The organism is Pseudoduganella lutea, assembly GCF_004209755.1.
Classification (GTDB): Bacteria; Pseudomonadota; Gammaproteobacteria; order Burkholderiales; family Burkholderiaceae_D; genus Rugamonas; species Rugamonas lutea.
Genome location: NZ_CP035913.1, coordinates 1,628,846 through 1,654,159, shown reverse-complemented (window position 1 = coordinate 1,654,159; position 25,314 = coordinate 1,628,846). Strand labels below are relative to the sequence as shown.

General features: G+C 64.6%; 17 protein-coding genes. 11 read left to right on the top strand and 6 right to left on the bottom strand.

Annotated elements, in window-relative coordinates; all coding sequences use genetic code 11:
* Nucleotides 1-3: 3 nt before the first annotated feature.
* Nucleotides 4-3,390 carry a transglutaminase family protein gene (locus tag EWM63_RS07000; RefSeq protein WP_130185884.1) on the bottom strand — a complete coding sequence of 1,129 codons (3,387 nt, stop codon included), beginning with the start codon at nt 3,388-3,390 and terminating at the stop codon, nt 4-6.
* Nucleotides 3,391-3,768: 378 nt separating this feature from the next.
* Between EWM63_RS07000 and EWM63_RS06995 the strand changes: the two genes are divergently transcribed.
* From EWM63_RS06995 to EWM63_RS06985, 3 genes are all read left to right on the top strand, one after another.
* Complete coding sequence (locus EWM63_RS06995; protein WP_130185883.1) at nt 3,769-5,181, top strand: circularly permuted type 2 ATP-grasp protein; 1,413 nt, start codon at nt 3,769-3,771, stop codon at nt 5,179-5,181.
* A gap of 1 nt (nt 5,182) precedes the next feature.
* Nucleotides 5,183-6,142: an alpha-E domain-containing protein gene (locus EWM63_RS06990; protein ID WP_130185882.1), complete on the top strand. Its 960-nt coding sequence runs from the start codon at nt 5,183-5,185 to the stop codon at nt 6,140-6,142.
* A 115-nt stretch (nt 6,143-6,257) separates the two neighbouring features.
* Entirely contained in the window at nt 6,258-7,079 is an 822-nt protein-coding gene (locus tag EWM63_RS06985; RefSeq protein WP_229487777.1) for a transglutaminase domain-containing protein, read from the top strand.
* A 13-nt stretch (nt 7,080-7,092) separates the two neighbouring features.
* Here EWM63_RS06985 and EWM63_RS06980 read toward each other — a convergent pair whose 3' ends face one another.
* On the bottom strand, nt 7,093-7,470 hold the full coding sequence (locus tag EWM63_RS06980) for a response regulator (RefSeq protein ID WP_229487776.1): 378 nt from the start codon (nt 7,468-7,470) through the stop codon (nt 7,093-7,095).
* A gap of 363 nt (nt 7,471-7,833) precedes the next feature.
* On the opposite strand from EWM63_RS06980, the gene EWM63_RS06975 reads away from it, so the two are divergent.
* Together EWM63_RS06975 and EWM63_RS31705 are read left to right on the top strand one after the other, a co-directional pair.
* Entirely contained in the window at nt 7,834-8,964 is a 1,131-nt protein-coding gene (locus EWM63_RS06975; protein ID WP_165390769.1) for a sensor histidine kinase, read from the top strand.
* 366 nt (nt 8,965-9,330) lie between these two features.
* The gene (locus EWM63_RS31705) at nt 9,331-9,681 is read left to right on the top strand and encodes a response regulator (protein WP_165390768.1); all 351 of its coding nucleotides are present in this window, start codon (nt 9,331-9,333) and stop codon (nt 9,679-9,681) included.
* 277 nt (nt 9,682-9,958) lie between these two features.
* Here EWM63_RS31705 and EWM63_RS06965 read toward each other — a convergent pair whose 3' ends face one another.
* The 4 genes from EWM63_RS06965 to EWM63_RS06950 form a co-directional block, all read right to left on the bottom strand.
* On the bottom strand, nt 9,959-12,349 hold the full coding sequence (locus tag EWM63_RS06965; RefSeq protein WP_130185878.1) for a polysaccharide lyase 8 family protein: 2,391 nt from the start codon (nt 12,347-12,349) through the stop codon (nt 9,959-9,961).
* A 64-nt stretch (nt 12,350-12,413) separates the two neighbouring features.
* Nucleotides 12,414-14,954: a phosphoenolpyruvate--protein phosphotransferase gene (gene ptsP, locus EWM63_RS06960; protein ID WP_130185877.1), complete on the bottom strand. Its 2,541-nt coding sequence runs from the start codon at nt 14,952-14,954 to the stop codon at nt 12,414-12,416.
* Between the two features lie 46 nt (nt 14,955-15,000).
* Nucleotides 15,001-17,277, bottom strand: a complete 2,277-nt coding sequence (locus EWM63_RS06955; RefSeq protein ID WP_130185876.1) for a TonB-dependent receptor — start codon at nt 17,275-17,277, stop codon at nt 15,001-15,003.
* Nucleotides 17,274-18,770, bottom strand: coding sequence for a PTS transporter subunit EIIC (locus EWM63_RS06950; RefSeq protein WP_130185875.1), 1,497 nt, complete (start codon nt 18,768-18,770; stop codon nt 17,274-17,276). The genes EWM63_RS06955 and EWM63_RS06950 overlap by 4 nt, the downstream gene beginning before the upstream one ends.
* A gap of 249 nt (nt 18,771-19,019) precedes the next feature.
* On the opposite strand from EWM63_RS06950, the gene murQ reads away from it, so the two are divergent.
* From murQ to tssF, 6 genes are all read left to right on the top strand, one after another.
* Nucleotides 19,020-19,916 (top strand): N-acetylmuramic acid 6-phosphate etherase, encoded by an 897-nt coding sequence (murQ, locus tag EWM63_RS06945; RefSeq protein WP_130185874.1) that lies wholly within the window; start codon nt 19,020-19,022, stop codon nt 19,914-19,916.
* A gap of 68 nt (nt 19,917-19,984) precedes the next feature.
* Nucleotides 19,985-20,758: a GntR family transcriptional regulator gene (locus EWM63_RS32920; RefSeq protein WP_130185873.1), complete on the top strand. Its 774-nt coding sequence runs from the start codon at nt 19,985-19,987 to the stop codon at nt 20,756-20,758.
* Between the two features lie 177 nt (nt 20,759-20,935).
* Nucleotides 20,936-21,484: a PAAR domain-containing protein gene (locus tag EWM63_RS06935; protein ID WP_130185872.1), complete on the top strand. Its 549-nt coding sequence runs from the start codon at nt 20,936-20,938 to the stop codon at nt 21,482-21,484.
* A gap of 66 nt (nt 21,485-21,550) precedes the next feature.
* Nucleotides 21,551-22,618 carry a DUF2515 family protein gene (locus EWM63_RS06930; RefSeq protein ID WP_130185871.1) on the top strand — a complete coding sequence of 356 codons (1,068 nt, stop codon included), beginning with the start codon at nt 21,551-21,553 and terminating at the stop codon, nt 22,616-22,618.
* Complete coding sequence (locus EWM63_RS06925) at nt 22,615-23,283, top strand: hypothetical protein (protein WP_130185870.1); 669 nt, start codon at nt 22,615-22,617, stop codon at nt 23,281-23,283. Before EWM63_RS06930 ends, EWM63_RS06925 begins: the two co-directional genes overlap by 4 nt.
* 247 nt (nt 23,284-23,530) lie before the next feature.
* Complete coding sequence (gene tssF / locus EWM63_RS06920; protein WP_130185869.1) at nt 23,531-25,312, top strand: type VI secretion system baseplate subunit TssF; 1,782 nt, start codon at nt 23,531-23,533, stop codon at nt 25,310-25,312.
* Nucleotides 25,313-25,314 lie beyond the last annotated feature (2 nt).

Genomic DNA, 25,314 nt, shown 5'->3' with positions numbered 1-25,314 from the left:
AAATCAATCTGCCTGCCAGCGCAAATCCAGTGTCATCGGGAAGCTCGGATTCCGTTCCTCTTTTCGCACAGTCATGGGGCCCGGCGTGTGGCCATGGGGCCAGAACCTGGCGAAACGGCGTGCCTCGGCCGCGTTGGCGTTGACCGGCGAGCCCACTTCGTTGCGCCCGCCCGGGTGCACCACGTGGTACGTGCAGCCGCCGATCGCGCGGCCGCTCCACGTGTCGACGAGGTCGAAGGTCAATGGCGCCTGTACGCGGATGGTCGGGTGCAGCGCCGACCACGGGCTCCACGCGCGGAAGCGCACCCCCGCCACATACTCGCCCGGAATGCCGGTGGGGTGCAAGGGCAGCATGCGGCCGTTGCAGGCAATCACGTGGCGGCCGTTCGTCAGCCCGCGCACCAGCAGCTGCATGCGCTCCACGGACGAATCCACATAGCGCGCGGTGCCGCCGGCGCTCACTTCCTCGCCCAGCACGTTCCACGGCTCGATCGCCTGGCGCAGCTCCATTTCCACGCCTTCGTAAACCACGGTGCCGAAGCGGGGGAAGCGGAATTCGATGAAGGGCTCGAACCAGTGGTCCTCGAATTCGTAGCCGTGCGCGCGCAGGTCGCGGGCCACGTCGCGGATATCCTGCGCGACGAAGTGCGGCAGCATCCACCGGTCGTGCAGCGCCACGCCCCAGTTCACGAGTTTCGCCTGGTAGGGCTGGCGCCAGAAGCGTGCCACCAGGGCGCGCAGGAGCAGCATCTGCAAAAGGCTCATGCGCTCGTGCGGCGGCATCTCGAAGGCGCGGAATTCCACGAGACCCAGGCGGCCGGTGGGGCCGTCCGGCGAATACAGCTTGTCGATGGAGAATTCGGAGCGGTGCGTGTTGCCCGTCAGGTCCACCAGCAGGTTGCGCAGCAGGCGGTCGACGATCCACGGCTTGTCGCCTTCGTGCAGCGTGGGCAGCACCTGGTCCATCTGCTGGAACGCGATCGCCAGTTCATACAGGTTGTCGTCGCGCGCTTCGTCCACGCGCGGCGCCTGGCTCGTGGGCCCGATGAAGGTGCCCGAGAACAGGTACGACAGGGCAGGGTGGTTCTGCCAGTAGGTGATCAGGCTTTTCAGCAGGTCCGGCCGGCGCAGCATCGGGCTGTCTTCGGCCGTGGCGCCGCCCAGCGTGGCGTGGTTGCCGCCGCCGGTGCCTGTGTGGCGGCCGTCGAGCATGAATTTCTCGGTGCCCAGCCGCGTCAGCCGGGCCTCCTGGTACAGGGTCGACACGTTGTACACCAGCTCATTCCAGCTGGCCGCCGGGTGGATGTTCACCTCGATCACGCCGGGGTCGGGCGTCACGCTGAGCAGCTTGATGCGCGGGTCACGTGGCGGCGCGTAGCCTTCGATGCGCAGTTTCATCGCCAGCTTGCCCGCCGTGCGTTCGACGGCGGTCACCAGCGCCAGGTAATCCTCGATGCGCTTGATCGGGGGCATGAACACGTACAGGCGGCCGGCGCGCACTTCCACACACAGCGCCGTGTGGATTACGTCGCGCGGTGCCGGCTCGGCCGGTTGCAGTGGCCGGATCGGTTCCACGACCGGCCTGCGCGGCTTCTCCGCCGCCTTGTCCGATGAGGCTTTACCGGCGGCCAGCCCGAGGATTGGCCGCTTTTCCTTTTCCTTCTTGCGTTCTTCCACCGGCAGCGCGCCGCGCGGCGCGAACGGGTCGACATCGTATTCCGTCTCGCGTTCTTCCGGCATCACCCACGGCAGCGTGGCCAGCGGCAGGCGCAGGCCGATCGGCGAGTCGCCCTCGATCAGGTACAGGTGCTCGCGGCGGATCGGCCACGGCGACGTTTGCCAGACGGTGCCGATCGTGGCTGGATCATAATCCTTGGGCTTCAGCGGCAGCACATAGCCGGCCACCTCGCCCAGGCCCCGTTCGAGCAGGCGCGCCAGGCGGCGACGTTCTTCCGGCGCTGCGAGGTCGGCATCCAGCGGGTCGATGTTGCGGGGCAGCGCTTCTTCGCGGCGGGCCTGCACCAGCACGTCTTCGTAGGCCGGGATGGCGCTGTTGGCGGGCAGGGCGAGCGATTTCACGAGTTCGGCGGTGAAGCGGCCGGCATCGTCAGGGCCATAGCCGTCGTCGAGGTGTTCGTCCGAGAACAGCGTGGCGTCGAGCCACATCGGCTGGCCGTCGATGCGCCAGTAGATGTTCAGGGCCCAGCGCGGCAGCGGTTCGCCCGGGTACCACTTGCCCTGGCCGTAGTGCAGCATGCCGCCCGGCGCAAAGTGGTTTTTCAGCCGGTGCATCAGGTTGCCGGCCAGCTCACGCTTTTTATCCCCGTGGGCCAGGGTGTTCCATTCGGGGCCGTCCATGTCGTCGATCGACACGAACGTGGGTTCGCCGCCCTGGGTCAGGCGCACGTCCTGGCTTTTCAGGTCGGCATCGACCTGCTGTCCGAGGCGGTCGATCTTGTGCCAGTCCGCTTCGCTGTAGGGTTTTGTTACGCGCGGGTCTTCGTGGATGCGCGTGACCGTCATCTCGTGGAAGAACGTGACCTCGGCCTTGTCCGTATAACCCGAGACCGGCGCGGCGGACGAGGGCAGCGCCGTGCAGGCCAGCGGGATGTGGCCTTCGCTGGCCAGCATGCCGGATGTGGGATCGAGGCCGATCCAGCCGGCGCCGGGCACATACACTTCCGTCCACGCGTGGAGGTCGGTGAAGTCCACGTCGGTACCGCTGGGGCCATCGAGCGCTTCCTGGTCGGCGCGCAGCTGGATCAGGTAGCCGGACACGAACCTTGCCGCCAGGCCCATCTCGCGCAGGATCTGCACAAGCAGCCAGCCGGTGTCGCGGCACGACCCGGAGCGCTTCTGCAGCGTTTCGTCGGGCGCCTGCACGCCGGGTTCCATGCGCAGCAGGTAGGCGATATCGCGCTGCAGGCGCTGGTTGACGGCCACCAGGAAATCGTTGGTGCCCATCGGGTGCGCCAGCAGGTCGCGCCGCGCCGCCGTTACCCATTCGAGCACCAGCGGACTGGCCGGTTCCGTTTGCAGGTAGGCGCTCAGTTCGGCCGTCAATTGCGGCGGGTAGGCGAAGGGGAAAGTTTCAGCGTACTTCTCGACGAAGAAATCGAACGGGTTAATGACCGTCATGTCGGCCACCAGGTCGACCGTGAATTCCAGCGTGTCCGATTTTTCGGGGAAGACAAAGCGGCCGATGTAGTTGCCGTAGGGGTCCTGCTGCCAGTTGATGAAGTGCTCCTGCGGCGCCACCGTCAGCGAGTACGACAGGATCGGGGTGCGGGCGTGCGGCGCGGGGCGCAGGCGCACTTCGTGCGGCGACAGGCCGACGGGTCGGTCATAGCGGTAACTGGTCTTGTGGTGCAGCGCGATACGGATAGCCATGCGGGACTGCCTTTCGAAATGGGCGCGATATGAGGTGATGAAGCATGATTCGTACCTGCAATAAATGCAATCGAATCAGGCGAGAGGTAATCGTTGGCAGCAGAGTTCAGGGGTCTGTCCCCGGTAAGTGTTGGCCATTAGTGTGGTTGTTGACGGTTCAAGGGGACTGACCCCGGTTTTTTGGCCGAGTGCCCAGAACGCTGGCAAAAACCGGGGTCAGTCCCCTCGGTACGCCGGTGGCAAGCGCGCGAGTTGACACTTACCGGGGACAGACCCCAGCGGCTCGACCGCCATTTGCGACATCTTCCTTACATGCTTTGCGACCGTCCTAGTCCTGGCACGTTTCTTGTTAGCACTTGTGCTACGAGGAGGAATTCGATGCCGAACTTTTACGACGAAATGTATTCCACCGAAGCCACCGTGCGCCCGCACTACCACGCGTTCGCGGAGTGGCTGGCGCAGCAGCCGGCCGGCCTGATCGAGCAGAAACGGCTGGAGGCCGAACTGATCTTCCAGCGCGTGGGCATCACGTTCGCCGTCTATGGCGACACGGCCGGCAAGGAACGGCTGATCCCGTTCGATATCATCCCGCGAGTCATTCACGCCGCTGAATGGGCGCAGTTGCAGGCGGGCCTGGTGCAGCGGGTCACGGCGCTGAACCGTTTCCTGCACGACGTGTACCACGGCCAGGAGATCCTCAAGGCGGGCATCATCCCGGCCGAACAGGTCATGAACAATGCCCAATACCGGCCGGCCATGCAGGGCGTGGACGTGCCGGCCAATATCTATGCGCATATCGCCGGTGTCGACATCGTGCGGGCCGGCGAGGGCGAGTTCTATGTGCTTGAAGATAACCTGCGGGTGCCGTCGGGCGTTTCCTACATGCTGGAAAACCGCAAGATGATGATGCGGCTGTTCCCCGCGCTCTTCGCCAGCAACCAGGTGGCGCCGGTAGACCACTATCCCGACCTGCTGCTCGATAACCTGCGCACCGTGGCGCCGCACGATAGCGCCAATCCCACCGTGGTCGTGCTCACGCCCGGCCAGCACAATTCGGCCTATTTCGAGCATGCGTTCCTGGCCCAGCAGATGGGCGTGTCGCTGGTGCAGGGGCAGGACCTGTTCGTGAAGAACGAGACCGTGTACATGCGCACCACGCAAGGCGCGCGGCGGGTCGATGTCATCTACCGCCGCATCGACGACGACTACCTCGATCCGCGCGCGTTCCGCGCCGAGTCGAAGCTGGGCGTGCCCGGCCTGCTCGATGCGGTGCGTGCCGGCAGGGTGGGGCTGGCCAATGCCATCGGCACCGGCGTGGCCGACGACAAGTCGATCTACCCGTTCGTGCCCGACATGATCGAGTTCTATCTGGGCGAAAAGCCGATCCTCAACAATGTGCCGACTTACCAGTGCCGGAAGAAGGACGACCTGGCCTACACGCTGGCGAACCTGCCCGAGCTGGTGGTGAAGGAAGTGCACGGCGCCGGCGGCTACGGCATGCTGGTAGGCCCGGCATCGACGCATACCGAGATCGAGGCATTCCGCGAGCGCCTGGTGGCCAACCCGGCAGGCTACATCGCCCAGCCCACGCTGGCGCTGTCGGCCTGCCCGACCTATGTCGACTCGGGCATCGCGCCGCGCCACATCGACCTGCGCCCGTTCGTCTTGTCGGGCAAGACGGTGACGATGGTGCCGGGCGGGCTCACCCGCGTGGCGCTGCAGGAAGGCTCACTGGTGGTCAATTCGTCGCAGGGCGGCGGCACCAAGGACACGTGGATACTGGAGAACTAATATGCTGAGCCGCACCGCAGATCATCTGTTCTGGATGGCCCGTTATACCGAACGGGCGGAAAACACGGCCCGCATGCTCGACGTGCGCGTGCAGTATTCGCTGATGCCGCAATCGGCGCTTGCCGCCCAGCAGGGCTGGCGCACGATGCTCGGCGTGTCGGAGCTGGAACGGCAGTTCGACGCCAAGTACAGCGCGCTGACGCAAAAGGAAGTCATCGACTTCATGGTGCGCGATCCGGACAATCCCTCGTCGATCGCCAGCTGCCTGGCGGGCGCGCGCGAGAATGCCCGGGCCGTGCGCGGCACGCTCACCACCGAAGTGTGGGAGACGGAAAACACCACGTGGATCGAGCTGCAGCAGCACCTGCGCAACCGCACATTCGAGCACCAGCCCGGCCAGTTCCTCGAGTGGGTCAAGCACCGCTCGCACCTGTCGCGCGGTGTCACGCTCGGCACCATGTTCCAGGATGGCGCGTTCAACTTCATCCGCCTCGGCACGTTCCTGGAGCGGGCCGACAACACGGCGCGCATCCTCGACGTGAAATTCCGCTTCCTTGATTCCGACGCGATCAAGGCGGGCCCGCAGGGCGAGTTCTATTACCTGGCGGCGCTGCTGCGCTCCGTGTCCGCGTTCGAGACCTACCGCAAGGTGTACCGCGATGCGATCACGCCGGCGCGCGTGGCCGCGCTGCTGATCCTGGAAGAGAAGATGCCGCGCTCACTGGTGGCCTGCATGGCCGCCGTGGTGTCGAACCTGCGGGAGATCCGCAACGACGTGTCGTATGATACCGAGGAGCTGGCCGGGAACCTGTACGACCAGCTGCGCCATGCCGTGATCGACGACATCCTGGAAGAAGGGCTGCATGACTTCCTGACGGTCTTCCTGGCGTCGATCGAACAGGTGGGCAATGGCATCAGCAGCGATTTCCTCGTGCCGGCGGCGGCCGAGGACGATGCGTGAAGCGACGCGAGGCAGCGGGGCGCCATGCCGGCGCATGACACCATCATGCACCGCAAAATGGCGCAGCGCACCAATATGGCAATAATTACAACTATCGCGCCAACTTGGTGCGTTCATGCGTGAAGCAGAAAGCAGGCGTTCGATGTTGCTGCGCACCCGATGCAACCTGAGTTTCATCGTCGCCGACGCGACGCCGTTCATCTTGATGCTGCGCCCGCGCAGCGACGCCAGGCAATGGGTGGCGCACCAGAGCTATAACCTGGCCCCCGGCGTGCCGGCGGCGGAATTCACGGATTCCTACGGCAACCTGTGCCAGCGCCTGGTCGCGCCGCCCGGCCCATTCTCGGTCTACACCTCGGCCGACGTGACGACTCCCGCCATGATCGACGTGGCGCCCGGCGCCCCGTTTATCGAAGTGCAGCACCTGCCGGACGATGTGCTGACGTACCTGCTGCCCAGCCGCTACTGCGAATCCGAGCTGTTCAACGAAATGGCTACCGAGATCGTCGCCGGCGTCGCGCCGGGGTATGACCAGGTGGCCTGCATCACCGACTGGATCCGGCGCGAGGTGCGCTTCAATCCGGCATCGCCCTACAGCCACATGGCGGCGACCGACGTGAACGAACGCCGCGAAGGCGTGTGCCGCGACCTGGCGCACCTGGGCATCGCCCTGTGCCGCAGCCTCTCCATTCCAACCCGCATGGTGGCCGGCTACCTGCATGGCCTCGTGCCGATGGACCTGCACGCATGGTTCGAGGCCTTCGTGGGCGGGCGCTGGTACACGTTCGATCCCACGCAGGACGCCCCGCGCGGTGGCCGCGTGACGGTGGCCGTGGGCCACGATGCCGCGAACGTGGCGATCTTCAGCCAGTTCGGGCCGCCATTGGTGGGCAACGAGATGCAGGTGACGGTGGAACTGCTGGACGGGGCGCCCTGAAGCGCGAAGGGACTTAGTGCACCGGGGCGTTGCCCGATGCCACGTCGACCAGCATGGCCAGCGACGCCGGCTTCGTCAAGTGCAGGTCGAAGCCGGCGGCGGCGGTGCGTTCCCGGGCGGCGCTATCGCCCCAGGCGGTCAGCGCCACGATCGTCGTTGCACCGAACGCGCCATCCGCGCGCAGCCTTCTCGCCACTTCGTAGCCATCCATCCCGGGCATGCCGAGATCGAGGAAGATCACGCCCGCCCCGGACGTTTTCGCCGCCGCCAGGCCTTCGAGACCGCCGTAGGCGACGGTCACATCGAGCCCGTGCATGCGCAGCACGTCGGCCGTGAGGTCGGCGGCGTCGACATTGTCGTCGACGATCAGTATTTTTTTCGATGATGCCACGCTCGCCCCTTGTCCACTTCCCGGCAGCCTTTGCTGGCGCTCGTGGCGGCAGGTCGACACGTGCCCGGGGGATTGATTATATGTCAATAGCTTGCAATGACGGATAACAACACGACAGGCTCCCGTACCCGGCTCTTGAAATTTCGGATTCGCGACCAACATGGTGCGGCGTGGTGAAGAGGGCACGCCTGGCCGGCTTCCGCCACCGCTACATGCCTGTGCAAAGTTTCTTCCTGTAAAATTCGGTCAACAACCACCGCCATCGCCCAATCCCTGCAATGGCTTATTGGCGCCCACTGGCGCATGGCCCGGTCGAAACGGCCTCACAACTGCCGGCACCGACCTGCCTCCGACGGGATTTCCATGATTCTTGCAACAGACCAGAATGCCGATGGCCACCCGCTGTCGGCGAAGGCCGGGAGCTTCCTGGCGATGCGCAGCGCCGTCATGACGCGCTGGGAGCGGGAAGTGCGCGCCCGCGTCGAGGGCGCGAACGACCTGCTCACCCCCGCGCTGACGAACATGCTGCCCGCGTTCTACGACAACATCGCCGAAGCGCTCAGCCCCGGCCACCCGCGCCGCGACGGCACGAGCAACACCAATGCGGCCGCGGTGCATGGCGGCGAGCGCGCGAGGATGACGCCCTTCGGGCCCGAACAGATCATCCACGAATACCAGATCCTGCGCGAGTGCATCGCCGCCGAAGCGGCGGCCACGGTGGAGCTGACGGCGGTGGACTGGGCCGTCATCGACCGCTCGCTCAACCATGCCATGCGCGAGGCGGTGCGCGAGTTCGCCGCCATCCAGGACGACCTGCGCCGCAAGGTCGCCGCGGCCCTGTCGCACGACATGCGCACGCCGCTGGCCGTGGTGGCCAACGGCGCCCAGCTGATCCAGATCGCGCCGGACATGGACATGGCCCGCCGCGCCGCGACCAAGATCGAATCGAGCGCGCTGCGGCTCGGCGAAATGATGGGCGAGCTGCTCGACGCACTGACCGGGAATGCCGGCGACGCAATGATGCTCGAACTGAGCCGTTTCGACATCCGCGACCTGGTGCGTGAAGTCTGCGCCGGCTATGCGCACGCCAGCAGCACGCTGGTGGAGTCGACGAGCGAGTCGGTCATCGGCCACTGGAGCCGCAACGCGATGCGCCGCGCGCTCGAGAACCTGGTCAACAACGCCGCTACCTACGGCGACGGGCAAGGGGTCGGCCTGTCGGCGAAGGCCGCCCACGGCCGCGTGCTGCTGTCGGTGCGCAATACCGGCAACCCGATCGGCAAAGACCGGCTCGGCAGCCTTTTCGAGCAGTCCTCGCGGGAAGGCGGCTCGCATGCGAAGGGCGGCTGGGGCATCGGCCTGCCATTCGTGAAGCAGGTGGCGGAAAGCCATGGCGGCAGCGTTGCGGTGGACAGTTCCCAGGAAACCGGCACCACGTTCCTGATCGACGTGCCGATCGACTGCCGGCCTTTCGCCGGCCCGGCAACCACCTGAAGGCACGCGGCGCACACCCATCATTCATGGGAGTAATGATGGCTATGTGAACAGTCAATTGGTCAGCATCGCAGCAAAGTGCGATGATGCACCTGTCTCCTCCAACTCTCTACTGAATTGGAATTCTGGCCAGCCTCAGCGCTGGCCGTTTTTTTATCCGCACCGTTTTTGATGGCACATCGCCTGCCGGCTTGCGGCCGGGCTTTCTCCTACGCGTTGTCGCGCGGCCGTCCCACTCCGGACCGTGGTCCGTGGCGCCTTGCCCACCTATACTCGGATCATAAGTGGCGCTTTCCGACCATGGAACGCGCCTTCCTTCCAACTACCCGACCAAGCGAGGACGATATGGGCCAGCCATGCGAAGTAATGGTCGTCGACGACAACCTCGATGCCGCCACCATGCTTTCCGAGCTGGTGCGATGCATGGGGGCCACGGTGGAAGTGGCCTATGACGGGCTGCAGGCGCTTGCAACCATGCAGGCGTTCCATCCACGGATCGTGTTTCTCGATATCGGCATGCCGGGCATGAACGGCTTCGAGCTGGCCCGGCGGATCCGGGCCGACGCGGCGAATGCCGGGGCTTTTCTCGTTTCGGTGTCGGGGTGGAACGATGCGGGAACCAAGGCGCTGGCGCTGGAGGCGGGGATCGACCTGCATATGGGGAAACCGATCAGCATGGAGCTGATACGGGCGACCATGGTGCATTGCGAGGGTTAGGGAATCGGCGCTGGACAGTCGGTTGCGCTGGAAGCGGTTTGCATCGGGTGATGTTCCAACGCACCGAAGATCGTGAACAGCCGCGATGGTTACTCGAACAGCGTCGACTGCCTGACGACATACCCCCCGGCTTCTTGCGCTTCTCGATCACGCCTTCGTTGACCAGGCGCTGCAGCCATGCCTTGGCCTGTGGCATCCGGCACCGTGGCATCCGGCGAGGCTGCGAGCGGGCCTTCCATCTCCACCGGGGATGCGCGATCTGAACCCGCGCCCGGGTTCAGGGTTGTACCGAAAACCGCACAATCAACGACCGGCCAGCACTGCCTGCGGGTGCGATCCTGAGCCGCAGCACGGGCCGCAGGCTGATCACCTTTACGCGCGGGTCGGCTTCCAGCAGGGCCGATACGGGCCGGTGCACGGTGACCAGCACGTCTTCTGCCCGATGCTGCGTGGGTTCCGCTATGCCGAGCGCCAGCGTGCCTGGTTCCTCGTGCAGCAAGATCGAGGCCGGGCTGTTTGCAGACAGATAATCCCGCCCGTCCAGCCGGATGACGCCCGGCTGCCAGAAATTGGCGGCGATTACGCCAATCGATGCGTCGCGCACGGCGCTGGCGGTGTTGCTGTTTTCCAGCAGCGTGACCGCGGGTCGCGCGGCATAGGCGGCCGTGGTCGACGCATCGGCGCCGGGCAGCAGCACATAGCTGTAGGCTGCATCGCGAGGGTGCGTGCCATGTCCTATCGCCAGGCTGACGAAGGTGTTCCGGACGGGCGTCGAGCTCTCTGCTGCATTGATGTCGCGCCAGCTGCCAATGCGTGTTTCGCGCAGCAGTTGCAGGGGAGTCCCGTCGGGGAACGCATAGCCAATGCCGCCGCCAGGTTCGCTGCCGGCAAGGTGCGCCCAGCCGGCGCGTGCCACGCTGTCGGACGCCCCGATGGAAGGAACGCGGACGTGCCCGTCGACGGTAAGCACGCCGGAGCCCGGCGCGGACAGCTTGCGGTTGTCGACGATGGTTTCGACCGCGCCGCTGCCGGTGATACCGGTGCCCGTTGCAACGATGCGCCGGCCCAGCAGGAACCAGGATTTGTTGCCGCGCAGGTCGCTGCCTGTCACGTCGCGCATGTCGAAGCGCAGGGCCACGGCCGCGTAGCCATCCAGCTGCGCGCCGCCGCTCCATCCATCACGGTTGCCGAGCATTGCCCAGGCGGGCGGCAGGCCCTTGCCGCTATGGTCGGTCGTGGTGCCCGGCAGGCGCCATGCATCCACGGTGGGCCAGTAATGGCCGCCGTATTGCGCGCGGTCGGCGGTGTACAGCGTGGTCATGCCGATGCCCGTCCACCAGCCGCGCGCATGTTCGCCATTGCCGTACTCGAAAGCGGAAATGCGGTCGGAATACATGCTGACCGCGAAGCCGAAATCCTCGCCATGCAGCAGCGCGCGGTCCATGCTGGCGTAGACGCGTGCGCCGGGCTTGCTGCCCGCCGCGGGAATGGAAGCATCCGCGGCCACGTCGCGCAACTGGCGCAGGTCGTGGCTGCCCAGCGCGGAGCCGGGTGCACTGGCGCCCTCGAGCAGGCCGCGGTGCACGCTGCTCTTGACGAAGGCCTTGATGTCGTCGGCCCGGCCGGCCGGCGCCGATTGTGCCAGCGCGGCCAGTGAGGCCAGGATGCGGCGTCCCGTGTGGCGATCGTCCTGTGATTCGGTCGAGATGCGCCGACCGCGCACCGCGTCGGCCATGGCGCCGTCGAACAGCCACGGCACGTAGGCTTCGCGCACCCAGTGCAGGATGCCGTCCAGCGTGGTGGCCGGCAGCGGCCATTGCGAGCCGTTGTGCAGGTAGACCAGCTTGGCGTAGTTGTCCAGCGCCACCCGCCCGTAGCTGCCGGTATAGGCCACATGGTCGTGCTGGACAAAGGAGCCGTCGGCGTAGAAGCCGTCGCCCCGGGTGACCGATGCCAGGGTCCCGGCAACGGCGTCGCGCCCGGCGGCGATGTGGGGGGCGGAGCGGCCGAGAACACCGCGCAGGCTGGCGATCAGGGCCTTGTCCAGGCGGTTGGCGCCTGTTTCGGCGTCCGGTCCCGGCGTGCCGTCGGGCAGCGTGCGGCGCGTGGGATCTGGACTGAAGTGGTCGATCGCTGCCAGACACCGTGCCAGCAGATCGGCGGGCAGGTCGGCATACATCAGTGTCAGCGAGTTGGCCAGCCTGTGGGGCGTGCCGATCTGCCAGTCCCACCAGTTGCCGTAGGCGTGCGCCCCGGCGCGGTAGTGATGGCGTTCCATCCAGGCCAGGCCGTGCAGGATCGCGTCGCGCAGGCGCACGTCGCCGTGCAGGGCGCTGCCTGGCTGGGCGTGGGCGAGCGCCATCGACTCCAGCCGGGTGTAGTTGGCGGTGATGACAGCCGAAGCGGCCGTGCCGTTCGGCTGGTGCCAGCCGGCGGCATCGGCCCACAATGCCCGGGCGTCGGGGGCGGTGGCCATGCTGTCCAGGTGGCGCCGTGCGGTGTTGACGATGGCCGCGTCGGCGGCGGTGCCGCCATCGCCGACCAGGCGCGATTGCCAGTGCAGGCGCATGTGCTGGTATGGGTCGCCGATGGTGGCGGCTTCGCTGCCGGTGGCTGCACGGCAGGCCAGCAGCGTTGCGTAGAGCAGGGTCCTGGTACCGGTGTTCATGGAAATATCCTGTGGATTGTGCGACGACCCGTGTTCGACACCAGGGCGCGCACTGGATGACGGATCAGCCGCGATGCGGCCAGGCTACCCGGCTGGCCGCGCGCACCTCTGTTGCCGAGGCGAGCGACAGCAGTTCCGCCGCAACCCGGCGGCACTGGGTGTAGTCGAGACCGCGCACGCGCGCCTTCACGTCGGGCACGGCAAGCGGAGCGACCGACAGTTCCGACACGCCCAGGCCAACCAGTACGGGCACCGCATCGGGATCGGCCGCCATGGCGCCGCACACGCCGACCCACTTGCCATGCTGCGCCGCACCCCGCACCGTGGCATCGACCAGCCGCAGCACGGCCGGGTGCAGGCTGTCGGCCTGCGCCGCGAGGGCGGGGTGGCCGCGATCCATGGCGAGCGTGTACTGCGTGAGGTCGTTGGTGCCGATCGACAGGAAATCCGCGTGGCGCGCCAGCTGGTCGGCCAGCAGCGCGGCAGCGGGTACCTCGATCATCACGCCCACCTCGATCCTGGCGGTGCGCCCGATCGCCTCGGCGAGTTCGTCGATACGGGCACGGATGCGCAGCAGCTCCGGAACGTCTGTCACCATTGGCAGCATGATGCGCACCCGGCCGAACGGCTGGACTGCCAGCAGGCCCCGCAGCTGGTCGTCGAGCAGGTCAGGCCGCACCTGCGCCAGGCGGATGCCGCGCAGCCCCAGCGCCGGGTTCTGTTCGGGCGGCAGGGCCAGGTAACCCACGCTCTTGTCGGCGCCCACGTCGAGCGTGCGGATGATGGCGCTACGGCCTTGCAGCGTGTCGACGATTTCCTGGTAAGCCGCGCGGTGTTCCGCGATGCCGGGTGCGGCCTGGCGGTGCATGAACAGTAGTTCGGTGCGCAGCAGGCCCACCGCATCGGCGCCATGGTCGACGGCGTCGCGGGCATCCCCGTTGGTGGCGATATTGGCCGCCACTTCGATGTGCCGGCCGTCGCGCGTTGCCGTTGCCTCGCCGGCAGCTTGGCGATTCGTCGAGCGCACGTTGGCGAGGCGCTGGCGCTCGGTGCGGGCGCGTTCGATTTCCAGCGCGGCCGGTGCGAAGTCGATGCGGCCGGCCGTGGCGTCGACCACCACCTGCGTTTCATTCCGGATCGCATGCAGAGCATCCCCCACGGCCACGAGTGCGGGAATGCCGAGGTGGCGCGCGATGATCGCCGCATGCGACGTGGCGCCGCCACGCGCCATCACGAGTGCGGCGACACGTTCGCGATCGAGCGCGGCAAGGTCGGATGGGGTGAAGTCGTCAGCTGCCAGCACCGCGCCGTCGGGCAAGGTGCCGCGTGGGGATGGTGCATGACCGAGTGCATGCAGCACACGCTGTTCGACGTCGCGCAGGTCGGCTGCGCGGCCGGCCAGCAACGGGTCGTCGAGACGCGCCAGGACGCCTGCCTGCGCGCGGATCGCGCTGCGCCAGGCATATCCCGCGCTCTTGCCGAACGAGACGTGTTCGCGTGCGGCGTCGAGCAGGACCGGGTCTTCGAGCAGCACACGGTGCACGGCGAAGATGTCCGCCGCCGCGGGTGCATTGCGGACCAGCGCAGTGAGACCGGCATCGGCCGCCGCGAGCGCCAGGTCGAGCCGATGGTCTTCGTCGGCCGCTGTGCCAGTGGCAAATTCCGGCACGTCGATCACGCCGACGCCGGCATGCACGAGCGGGCCGATGGCGATGCCCGGCGCGGCGCACACGCCAGCCAGCACATGCGGGGGCAGCGCGGCGGCATCCCCGCTGCGGGGCAGGGCGGCCGGCGGCGCATCGGCGGTTTCGGCGTCGATCGCACGAACCAGTTCCCGCGCCACGGCGTCCACCGCCAGCGCCGCCTGGGAGCCGGTGGCGAGCAGTTCGACGATGGTTCCCTCTCCGGCGCCGAGACCGAGCAGCGCCACCACGCTGTCGACCGGTGCGCGCCTGTCACCGAACAGCACCTCCACGCGCGCATCCAGTCCGCGCGCCGCGTGACGAGCACGTGCTGCCGGGCGCGCATGCAATCCGCCTGGTGCCGTGAGCCGCACGCTCCGGCGCAGCGCCGGGCCTTCGCCAGGAAGAGGAGGCGCTGCCGCCGACTGTTCCGTGCCCGAAGCCCATCGCACCGTCAGCAGAGGCGCCTGCCCGGCCGTGACATCGCCGTCGGCCCGCTGGTCGATATGGTAGGCATCGCCGTTCGCAATCGCTACCACGGATACCGCACTGCGTGCCTTGCGCCTGACCGTAGCGAGATCGAACTCGACGAGGAGGTCGCCCGCATGCACGCGCGCGCCTTCCGCCACCAGTGCATGAAAACCTTCGCCACCCAGTTCGACCGTGTCGATACCGATATGCAGCAGGACCTCCGCTCCTTCCTCGCTGGTGATGGTGAGCGCGTGGCCCGTGCCGGCCAGCTGCGAAACGACGCCGTCGCAGGGAGCAAGCAGGCGGCCTTCGGCAGGATCGATGCCGATGCCGTCGCCCAGCATGCCGCCGGAAAAGACCGGGTCGGGAACGTCGGGGAGGGGCACGACGCGGCCTGTCAGCGGCGCGAGCAGGACGATGGGGGAGGTACGCAATCGGGGCTGGGTCGTCATCGGTGTATCGGGATGAAGTTGAACGAGATGGCTCTGGAACAATGGCTCAATAGGTATAGCGCACCGTGGCGCCGAACTTGCGGCGGTCGCCGGTGTTGGCCGCGTAGTAGCCGTTCTGCGACAGCACGGTGAGGAAGTATTTTTTGTCGAACAGGTTGTTTGCCCACAGCGAGACATCCCAGCGCTGCTGGCCGCTCTGGAAGCGCCAGCCCGTTGCGAGATTGGCCAGGCCATAGCCGGGGATTCGCGAATAGGGCGAATTGTCGAGGGTGCCGTTCTGGTCCGATCGCGCCGCATAGCCGGCCGCCACGTACTGGTCGATGCCGCGCACCTTGAAGTCGTACTGCGCCGACACGTTGCCAGTCCAGCGCGGCGCACCCGCCACCCCCTGGTCACTCAGGTCGCAGGAAGGCTGCGCTACACCGATCGGGCATGGGGCGTTGCGGAAATCGCTGTAGGTGGCGACGTTGTACGAGGCATTCAGGGCCAGCGTGAGGCCGCGCACTGGCCTGGCACGCAGTTCGAGTTCGACGCCACGCGTGTCGACGTCGGCCGCATTGGCCAGCACCGTGCTCATGGTGCCGGCATCGTTCGGCTTGAGGAACGTGGCCTGGTAGCCGTGCACCTGGGTCCAGAACAGGTTGCCGTTCACGGTGAGCCGGTGGCCGAACCAGTCGCTCTTGAATCCGAGTTCGGCGTCGTTGGTGCGCTCCGCGCCGAACAGCAGCGATTGCGCGCCCAGTGTCGGGCCGGAAGCCACCGCCATCGTGATGCCGCCGGATTTTTCGCTGTGCGACACAAGACCATACGCGAGCAGGTCGGGCGTGACTTTGTGGCTGATGCTGAGCAGGCCGGAAGGGCTCACGCTGTTCTGGCCGAGCGGCCCCGAATCGTATGCCGGCGCGGTGGGGCTGGCATAGCGCAGCACCCTGCCGGACTTGTCTTCATGGGTGGCGCGGATGCCCGCCGTGATGTCGGTGCGCTCGCTCAGGTGGTAGGTGCCTTGCCCGAACAGTGCCGCGCTGTTGGTGAACACGCGCGAGGGCGAATGGGTCCACGCATTGGCCCTGGCCGCCGTGTTGTAGGGAACGGGGCCGGTCAGCGAGAAGACGTCGTTCGTGGTCTGCTGGTAGAAATAGAAGGCGCCGGCCACCCAGTCCACCGGGCCGCCGGATGGCGACGCAACGCGCACTTCCTGCGAGTACTGGTGGTCCTTCACGGAGGCGCCGGCATTGACGATGATGGGCAGCGGCAGGCCGTCGCCATCGTTGGCCGGCGTGAAGTTCCAGAAGCGTGCGGCCGAAATGGCGGTGAGGTTGTACCCTCCCGGCAGCAGGTAATTGATTTCGGCCGAGATGCCGCCCTGGTTCACGCCCATGTGCGGATTCGTATCGGTCTTGACGGTGTAGCCGTAAGGATCGTTCAGCGGCGTGATGCCGTAGCTGGCGGCACTGGTCCGGTAGGGGCTCGTATAGCCCGGGTAGCTCGGAATGCCGTAGACCACTGCCGCACCCGTGTGGGCATCCAGCATGCTGTAGTCGGCGATCACGCGTGCACTCAGGTTGTCATTCGGCTTCCACAGCAATTGGCCGCGCACACCATCCGCACCGGCGCCATTGAGTTTCTTGCCCGTGTGGCCGTTGGTCACGAACCCGTCGCTGCGCGTATGGACCAGGCCAATGCTGCCGGCCAGCGTTTCCGACAATGGCCCTGTCACCTGTGCATTGGTCTGGCGGTAGCCGTTGTTGCCGATGGATTGTTCGAGATAGCCGCCGGGATTGAAGCGCGGCTGGCGCGTGGTGATGTTGAGCACACCCGCGGTGGCGTTCTTGCCGAACAGCGTGCCCTGCGGGCCGCGCAGCAGGTCGACCTGCTGGATGTCGAACAGGTCGAACACGGCCATGCCGGGGCGGCCCAGATAGACGTTATCCAGGTAGATGCCCACGCTGGGCTCCAGATTGTCGCTGGCCGGATTGTTGCCGAGGCCCCGAATGGCCACGCTCGACTGGCGCGGGTGCAGGATGGAGACATTGAAGCTGGCAAAGGACTGCTGCAGGTCCTGCAGGCGGTATTCGCGGTTGCGCTCCAGGTCCGCGCCGCTGACCGTGGAAATTGGCGCCGGTACATTCTGCGAGCTCTCGCTGCGGCGGCGTGCGGTGACCGTGACCGCTTCCAGGCGCTCGGCGCCGTTGGCCGCGGCAGGAGTGTCCGTCGCTGGCACCGGCGTGGTGGCGCCATCCTGTGCATGCGCCGGAACGGCTGTCATGGAAAAGAGGGAGGCGACGAGTGCCGTCAGGCAGTGCTGCTGCGGAGTTGTGTTCATGGTGCGGTCTTTGCGGTGGAAGTGTTCAGGGACTGCGGATGGCGATGTTCGTTCGGCAGGCCGAAGAACCATGTCAGCACGAAAGCCGACGCATAGGCGGTGAGGGCGGCAAGGCAGTACACGGCGATGCTGCCACCGACGCCCAGCGGGCCTGTCACGAGGGGAATCAGCAGCAGGTTGGCCGGGCCGATCGTGGTGGCACCCACGTAGTCGCCATGGCTGGCGAAATAGCCCAGCACCATGGCGCCGACGCCCCCGCCGATGGAGCAGGTGACCAGCGGGCGGCCGAGCGGCAATGTCACGCTGTAGAGCAGCGGTTCGCCGATGCCCAGCATGCAGGTGGGCAGCGTGTCGAGGATACGGCGCTTGAGCACCGGATCCCTCGTGCGGAAATAGATGGCGATCGCGGAGCCGGCCTGGCCGCAGCCGGACATGGCCAGGATCGGGAACAGGGCCGTGTAGCCATATTGGGCGATCAGTTGCGCGTGGATCGGGATCAGCGCCTGGTGCAGGCCGAACATGAGCAAGCCGATGAACGACGCGGCCAGCAGGAAGGCAGCGGGCATGCCGCCTTCTTTCAGCAGCACCTGCGTGAGCCTGCCGATTTCGTCGGTCAGCACCCCCGCCACCGGCATCAGCACGAACAGCGTGGCCGTGCCCGCGGCGAGCAGCGCCACCGTGGGCGTGACGAGTGTTTCGATCGCGGGCGGAATGCGCGTGCGCAGCTGCCGTTCGATCCAGGCCACCAGCGCACCGGCCGCCAGTGCGCCCATCAGGCCACCCTGGCCCGGCTGCAGGGCAACGGCTCCCAGCCAGGGCAGCGATATGCCCTGCAGCGTAGCGACCGATGGCAGCAGCATCACGCTGGCCGTGGCGCCGCCCAGGCTCGCCGTGCCGTCGAACTCCCGGGCCGCGTTCATGCCCACCTGGATCAGCAGGAAGGCAAAGAAGGCGGAACCGATGAGGGAGGCGACACTTGCCGCGGTGGCGAGGGCGGGCGCGAGGCCGGCACCCGCGTGGGCCGACCAGAGCAGCAGCACGCCGGCCAGCGCCTTCACGAGGCCGGCGCCGATGAGGGCGGGAATCAGCGGCGTGCAGATCGCGGCGATGCGGCGCAGGAACCGGCGTACGGCCGCGTTGCCACGCTTGGCGGGTGGCGCATTGGACTCGATGGCGGCCGATGCACTGGCAGCGGGCGTCAAGGCTGCGGGAGGGACTGCCGTTGCTTCCTGCGCGAGTGCGGTGACGAACGCACTGGCCACCTGCTTGACCGCGCCCGGTCCGATCACGACCTGCAGCGGATTGCCCTCGACGACGCCGAGCACGCCGGGCAGCTGCCGCAGCGCCGCGTAATCCACCGGATCGGGCCGCACTACCGTTACACGCAGCCGCGTCATGCAATGCACGTGGCGATCCACGTTCGGCGTGCCGCCCACGGCGGCAAGAATGCCTTGGGCCAGGTCGATGAAGGATGTTGCCGGCACTGTCGTCATGCTGTGTTCCTGTTGAATGCGCAGCGGACCAGTCGCATGTCCGCTGAAAATTGGACTGTACCATTTTAAATTGGTATGGCATTGGAATGATTCTGAGGAAGGAAATTACTTTTTCAGATATGTGGCATCCACATTGACGAGCCGGTCATGAGCGCTAAAAATACGTTCGCGCCGTGGCTAAAGTGGGTGCTAGAATGCGTCAAATTGGTTCATACCAATCATGAAAAATTTTCTCCAGAACGAGCGATCATGGACATCACCCAACTGAAAACCGAACAGCCCAACGCCTTCAGCACCTATCTCGATCGACTGGGCACGCAAGCCGCCGCGGCGCTAATGAACCGGGAAGATGCGCTGGTCGCTGCCCGTGTCGGCAACGCGCTGCCAGCGATCGCCGCGGCGGTCGACGTCATCGCAGCCGCACTGGCGGCAGGTGGGCGCCTGCTGTATGTAGGTGCCGGCAACAGCGGGCGCCTCGGCTACCTGGACGCGCTGGAGTGCCAGCCGACGTTCGGCATGGCACCCGGCATCGTCATCGGCATCGTGGCGGGCGGCTTTGGTGGTGAAGTGGAATCGGCCGAGGATTTCCCGGAGTACGGACAGGCGGACCTGGAGGGGCAGGGGCTCGGGCCGAAGGACGTGGTCGTGGGGCTGACAGCCAGCGGGCGCACGCCCTATGTGACCGGCGCGCTGCAGTATGCGCGCGGCGTGGGGTGTGCGACGGTGTCCGTGGCGTGCAATACCGGCAGCGAAGTAAGTGCGCTGGCCGATATCGCGATCGAGGTCGATTGCGGACCCGAGATCCTGGCCGGCTCGACGCGCCTCAAAGCCGGCACGGCCCAGAAGATGATTTGCAATATGCTGTCGACCTTGAGCATGGTTGCGCTGGGCAAAACCTACGGTAACCTGATGGTCGATGTGCAGGTGCGTAACCACAAGCTGCGGCTGCGTGCGCAGTCGATCGTGATGCAGGCGACCGGCAAGGCGGCGGAGGTGGCCGACCGCGCGCTGGCGGAGGCGGGCCTGCGGCCGAGGATCGCGATCCTCATGCTGCTCGCCGGCCTGGATGCGACGCAGGCCGAAGCGCTTGCCGCCAACCATGCAGGTTCGATCCACCGGGCCTTGCAGGGCGCCGGACAATCGTAAGCGGCAGGCATGCCATTTGAACGGATAATTTTTTCAATGAACACTTACAGCAAGGCAGCTTCTTCCTCATGGACCTCTTCAATCCCGCACTGATCGCCCAGCTGCATGCGCCACCGGCGAACGGCGTGCGCATGTCGATGGCGGCGCGGCTGGCCCAGATCCTCGGCACGGCCATTGCCGAAGGCATGAAGACCGGCGATAGCTTCCCGCCCGAGCGCGACATGGCTACCTGCTTCGGCGTCTCGCGGGATACGGTGCGCCGCGCCATCGATACCCTGGTTCGCCAGGGGCTGGTGGAATCCCGCCAGGGCGCCGGCACCTTCGTGGCGGCACGCGTGGAGCAGCCGCTGACCGAGATGAGCAGTTTTTCGGACGACATGCAGCTGCGCGGACTGCGCCCCGGCTCCCACTGGCTCAAGCGCGAACTGCGCCGCCCCACGCCATCGGAGTCGTTTGCGCTGGGCCTGGCCCCCGATTGCCTCGTCATGCATCTCGAGCGCGTGCGGACCGCCGACTCCGTGCCCATGGCGATCGAACGCAGCGTGCTGGCTGCGCAACTCCTGGGGGGCAATATCGAGTTCGGCGACTCGCTGTACCAGGCGCTCGATGCGGCCGGCCTGGGCCCTGTCAAGGCCGTCCAGCGCCTGCGTGCATCGGTCGTCGCCGCGCCGGACAATGAACTGCTGGGCCTTCATGTCGGCGACCCTATCCTGCATATCGAACGCCGGTCGTTTTCCGCCGAGGGCAGGCCGCTGGAGCTGACCGAGTCGCTCTATCGGGGGGACCGCTATGACTATGTCGTGGCCATGACCAGATCTGCGAAGGGGGGCGTGGGCAACTAATTCTGGGCATGGTGGCCGCAGGCCGCGAACGAAACCGTCAGCGCCGCGTCCCGCAACATCACCCACTTGTCCGCATGCTGCAGTACCTGTGCGTGCGCCGATGATTTTCCTCAAGGCAATATTCGTCGTCCTCTGATTAGATAGCCGTTCCACTCAGACAATTTAGTCAGGGACTCCATGGTTATCCGATATCACATTACGCTTGGCGCCAGGACGACTGCGGGCGGCGCCGTCATTTCGGCCAGTTCGGCCAGATTCATCAACGGTGTCAAAGTCGCCGTCGAGGACGACAAGATCGCCTGCCCGGCATGCAAGTCAACGGGCGTTATCAAGCCAGGCGGTCCACGGATTCCCGAGACTTGCGATGGGAAGCAGGTCGCACTGCAGGACGATCTTTGCATCTGCAAATGCGCGCCGCCGCCGCGCTTGATCGCCAATCAAACGTTGAAATCCCAGCGAATCGATGGCGAGGGGCATGCTGCCGGGATGGCGCTCAAAGCGGCCCTGGTGGCAGACGATCAAAGTGCCATCGAGCAGGTGTCCGACGATGCGCTTCCGCTTCTACTTGTTCACCCCGGTACCGAAGAGCCATTCAACTATCGGGCCTACCGCCTGGAACTGACTGACGATCGCACGATTCAAGGCACGACCGATGAGGATGGTGCCACGCGGCCGCTTACTGCCGACGAGCGCAAATCGCTGGTTGCCTGGCACGTCGCCGACTGATTTGAACGCAATGTGGAAGCTCGCTGCCAGCGGCTGTCAGCGGGCTATTGCTCAGAGGAGAATTCGATGCTTGCCCGATACGTGCCTGGAACGACCAATCCATATTTTTCCATTCATAAATATCACGGAATTCCCGTGAACCGGAACATTCGGCAGCCTGAGGAATGGAAAACCAAGGGATATGTAGCAATGAATGGGAAAGCATATCGAGGGGTTACAGTTGAGTTGTTGACCGCTGAGCATCTTTGGGAGACGTTTCAAAAAGAGGCAGAGGATTTGATCAAGGTGAACGGCAAGTTCATCGAGAACGATATCGAGCGAAACCGGCGAATCAATGCTGCTTATGCCAAGCTGTGGTTGGCCGATAACCGCTTTCAATGGGCAGGACTGGCAGCGTTTGCATCCAAGCAGGTAGGCTGCGGCTTGCTGCATGCACATGGTCTATCGGAGCAAAGTAAAAAAGAGCTCAGGAGTGTGATCCAAGTAGCGGGAAATAACACTGAGGCAGCGGGTATGGGTGTTGGGCCTGCCGTGATCCGCAATGAGGCTGAATTCATGTACGAGCGTCTGGGTTTTGGCAACAAGTGCCTGTTTTTGGATATTTATCCTTTACACCGGTTTTATATGGAGAGAGGCATTGATGAGTTAACCAAATATCTGTTTGCCAGAGAAAAAATTAAAACGCGGGTGGCATGGGATGCGGGGGGATTGCTCGATTTTGGCAAGCCATTCCGGGAAATTCGCAGGGGATTCGATTTGATTGAGGCCAAAAACATCGATGAAAGCGTTCAGATTTTAGCGCGCCATGAGCAGATCAATATACTGCAAGCAATACTTTATAACGATCCCTACATGCAGAAGGCACTTTCCGCAAACCAATTTGCATGGGCAAATGGCTTCCCTTCAGGTTTCTATATGGAAATCCAGTTAACGCTTTCAGCACAATGTAAAGCGAAAGAAGGCTTGACATCATATTTTCCTGGCTCCAGCAAGGCTAGGCTGTGGATGGTTGAAGAAAGAATTAAATTCGTGAACCGTGCAGCGGCCAGATTCAGTGAGTTATTAAGAGGAAAGGAGCGGCCACTTGTTGAAAAATCGTTGCAAATCATTTCGTCAGGTGGAGGCGTGGTATGAGGTCCCGCTACTTTATCGTCGCAGTTATATTTGGCCTATCAGTACTTTCGTTATCGATGTTGCGACAGTCGCCTGTTTCTTCTGTTCCAGCCGTTCTCTCTTTCAGGATAGGACAAACGTTTGAGGAGGTCGTAAGTGCTTCCACTTATCCTGTCGTGGAACGGTCAAACGTTCCCACCCATACCTATTTGCAGGCAGGCGAAACCTTCGTAACTGAATCAGCAGTTGTTCTCGTATTTAACGACCCAAAGTACGGCTTCAGACTTCCGCCCACCAAGTTCGCGCTCGTTGGTTACACACATAACAGGGTGGATACAGTCGCCACCACGCCCTTGCTGGAAAAGGTGTCCTTTGACCGAGCAGTAGCTGTGGTGGAAAATCTGCAAAATCAGTTCAAATCCAGTGGATGGGAACCATGGCGCGAAGATGGAAGCACATGGTTTGATCTCACGATCGAGGGGAAGAAGCAGCTTTATGCCCGAATGTTCCAGCCGGGATTTTCGCAAGAAGCCACGTTACGGGTCCCCAACAAATATGGCATGACATTCCGCCTTTGGTGCGCCAAAGGCTGTTCTACAGGTCAACATCCGTATCTCTTCATGATCGATATTGGGATAAGTGACGATATCGAAGGCAGGATTCAATCGAGAGCGAAGCGACAATAGTTGCACCTGAATAAGATGAACGCTTGTTCTAAAATTCGATGCCAAGAGTATGTTGGATTTTCTCTTTATGGGTAGTGCAAGGAAAACAATACCCATAAGGCATTGGCGATTCACGTGTTTTACAACTGTTGTAGCCTGTCTCAAAGTTGGTACTGTTCTGCCTGGTAATAGTCCGAGCTGCGCAAGATCAACAAGCCACCAAAACCTCCATGCCATGATGAATTTCCCTTAGGAAATAGAGTTCATCATGGAAAAACTTCTCCCTTACTACATCCGCGAACTGGCCATCATCCGCGGCTATGTGCGCGAGTTTGCCCAGCGCTTCCCCAGGCTGGCCGCACTCTTCGGCCTGAACGGCGAAGTGAACGCCGATACCAGCGTCGAACGCCTGATCCAGACCACGGCATTCCTGTGCGCCCGCATCTCCTGGAAACTGGATCACGCCCATGAGCGCTTCACCAACGACCTGCTCGGCGTCCAGGCGCCGTTCTACCTGCGGCCCATTCCCTCCTGCTCGATAGTTCAGGTCGAACGCACGGAAAACACCAAGGGCAGGACTATCGCCCGTGGTACGGAGCTGCATATGAAGGCATCGCCGGCTTGCGGCTTCCGCACGGCATACGATGTCACCCTCGCCCCCATCACGGTCAGTGCCCGTTTCCTGCCACGCGCCGAAGTCCCGGCCAACCTTGGCTTGCCAAAGGATGTGGGCTGCGCAATAGCGATCACGATCGACACGACTCAACCATCCTCCACGCTCGAAGAAGCGGCGAGCGTTCCCGTGCGCGTGCACATCGACGCCGATAGCCCGGTGCGCGTGGCTCTTTACGATGCGCTGTTCATGCGCGCGCTGGGCACGTATGTCGAGGCCGGGCAGCAGTGGCGCAAGCTGCTCGCGCTGCCGTTCGCAGCGGTGGGCTTGTCGAAGGGCGAAGCGCTGCTGCCGACGCCATTCGACCAGGAAGAGAGCCTGCGCCTGCTGGCGGAATACTTTGCCTTCCCCGACAAGTTCGACTTCTTCGATATCGATCTGAAAGCGGTACTCGCAGGCTGCCCGTCCGGCACTCGACAGCTCACACTGCACGTGCTGCTGCCAGATCTTCACCACACGCGCACGCCCAACCTGTTGCGCACCATGCCGGCGACCGTGCTGCGCCTTGGCTGCACACCGGTCATCAACATGTTCACGCAGAGCGCGGAACCGATCCGGTTGCGCAAGCGGCACACCATCTATACGTTGGCCTTGCCCCGCACCGCGGACTCGCAGGCAACCGTGTACAGCCTGGATGCCATGAAGCTGGTGCAGGCGGGGAACGGCGGCACCGCGGTCGACATGCAAATGTTTTATGGGGGCAGTTTCAGCAGCCAGCATCGCTGGCTGTTCGAGCTGGCCCATCCCACTATGGGCACGCCGGACACGGTGTCGTTCGTCGACAGGGAGCAGAAACCGCTCCAGCTGGGTGAAGGCACCGTGAACGCCCGGGTCACCTGCACCAACGGCGCAGCCCCGCCTAACCTGCCGATCGGCCGCGCCAATGGCGACCTGGCAGCCAGGCAGGATATCGGTGGCGGTGCGATCCGCATGCTGCGCAAACCCACCGCGCCTCTGCAACTGGCGGACCACCCGGATGGGCACTGGGACCTGATCAGAATCGGCCACGCCAACCATCGCAATGAAGCGCAACAAAACCTGAAGTCGTTGCTGCACCTGCTGCGCATGCATGCCCGGCCCGAATGTGCGGTAACGGAGCGGCAGCTCGCCGGCATCCTGGGCATATCGCGCTACGTTGTCGATGCATGGATCAAGTATACGAAAGGCTCTGCGCTGCGAAACGGCTACGCCATTTCCATCACCATCGACGAAGAGGCGTTCACTGACCGCAGCATCGCCGTCTTTGCGCGCGTAATGGAAAGCGTGCTCGCGTACTACATGCTCCTCTCCAACTTCATCCGCGTCGACATCCTCGGCAAGGACGGCACGGTACTGCTCAGGGGCTCGCTCATCCATTGCGTCGAAACACCGGCCTAGGA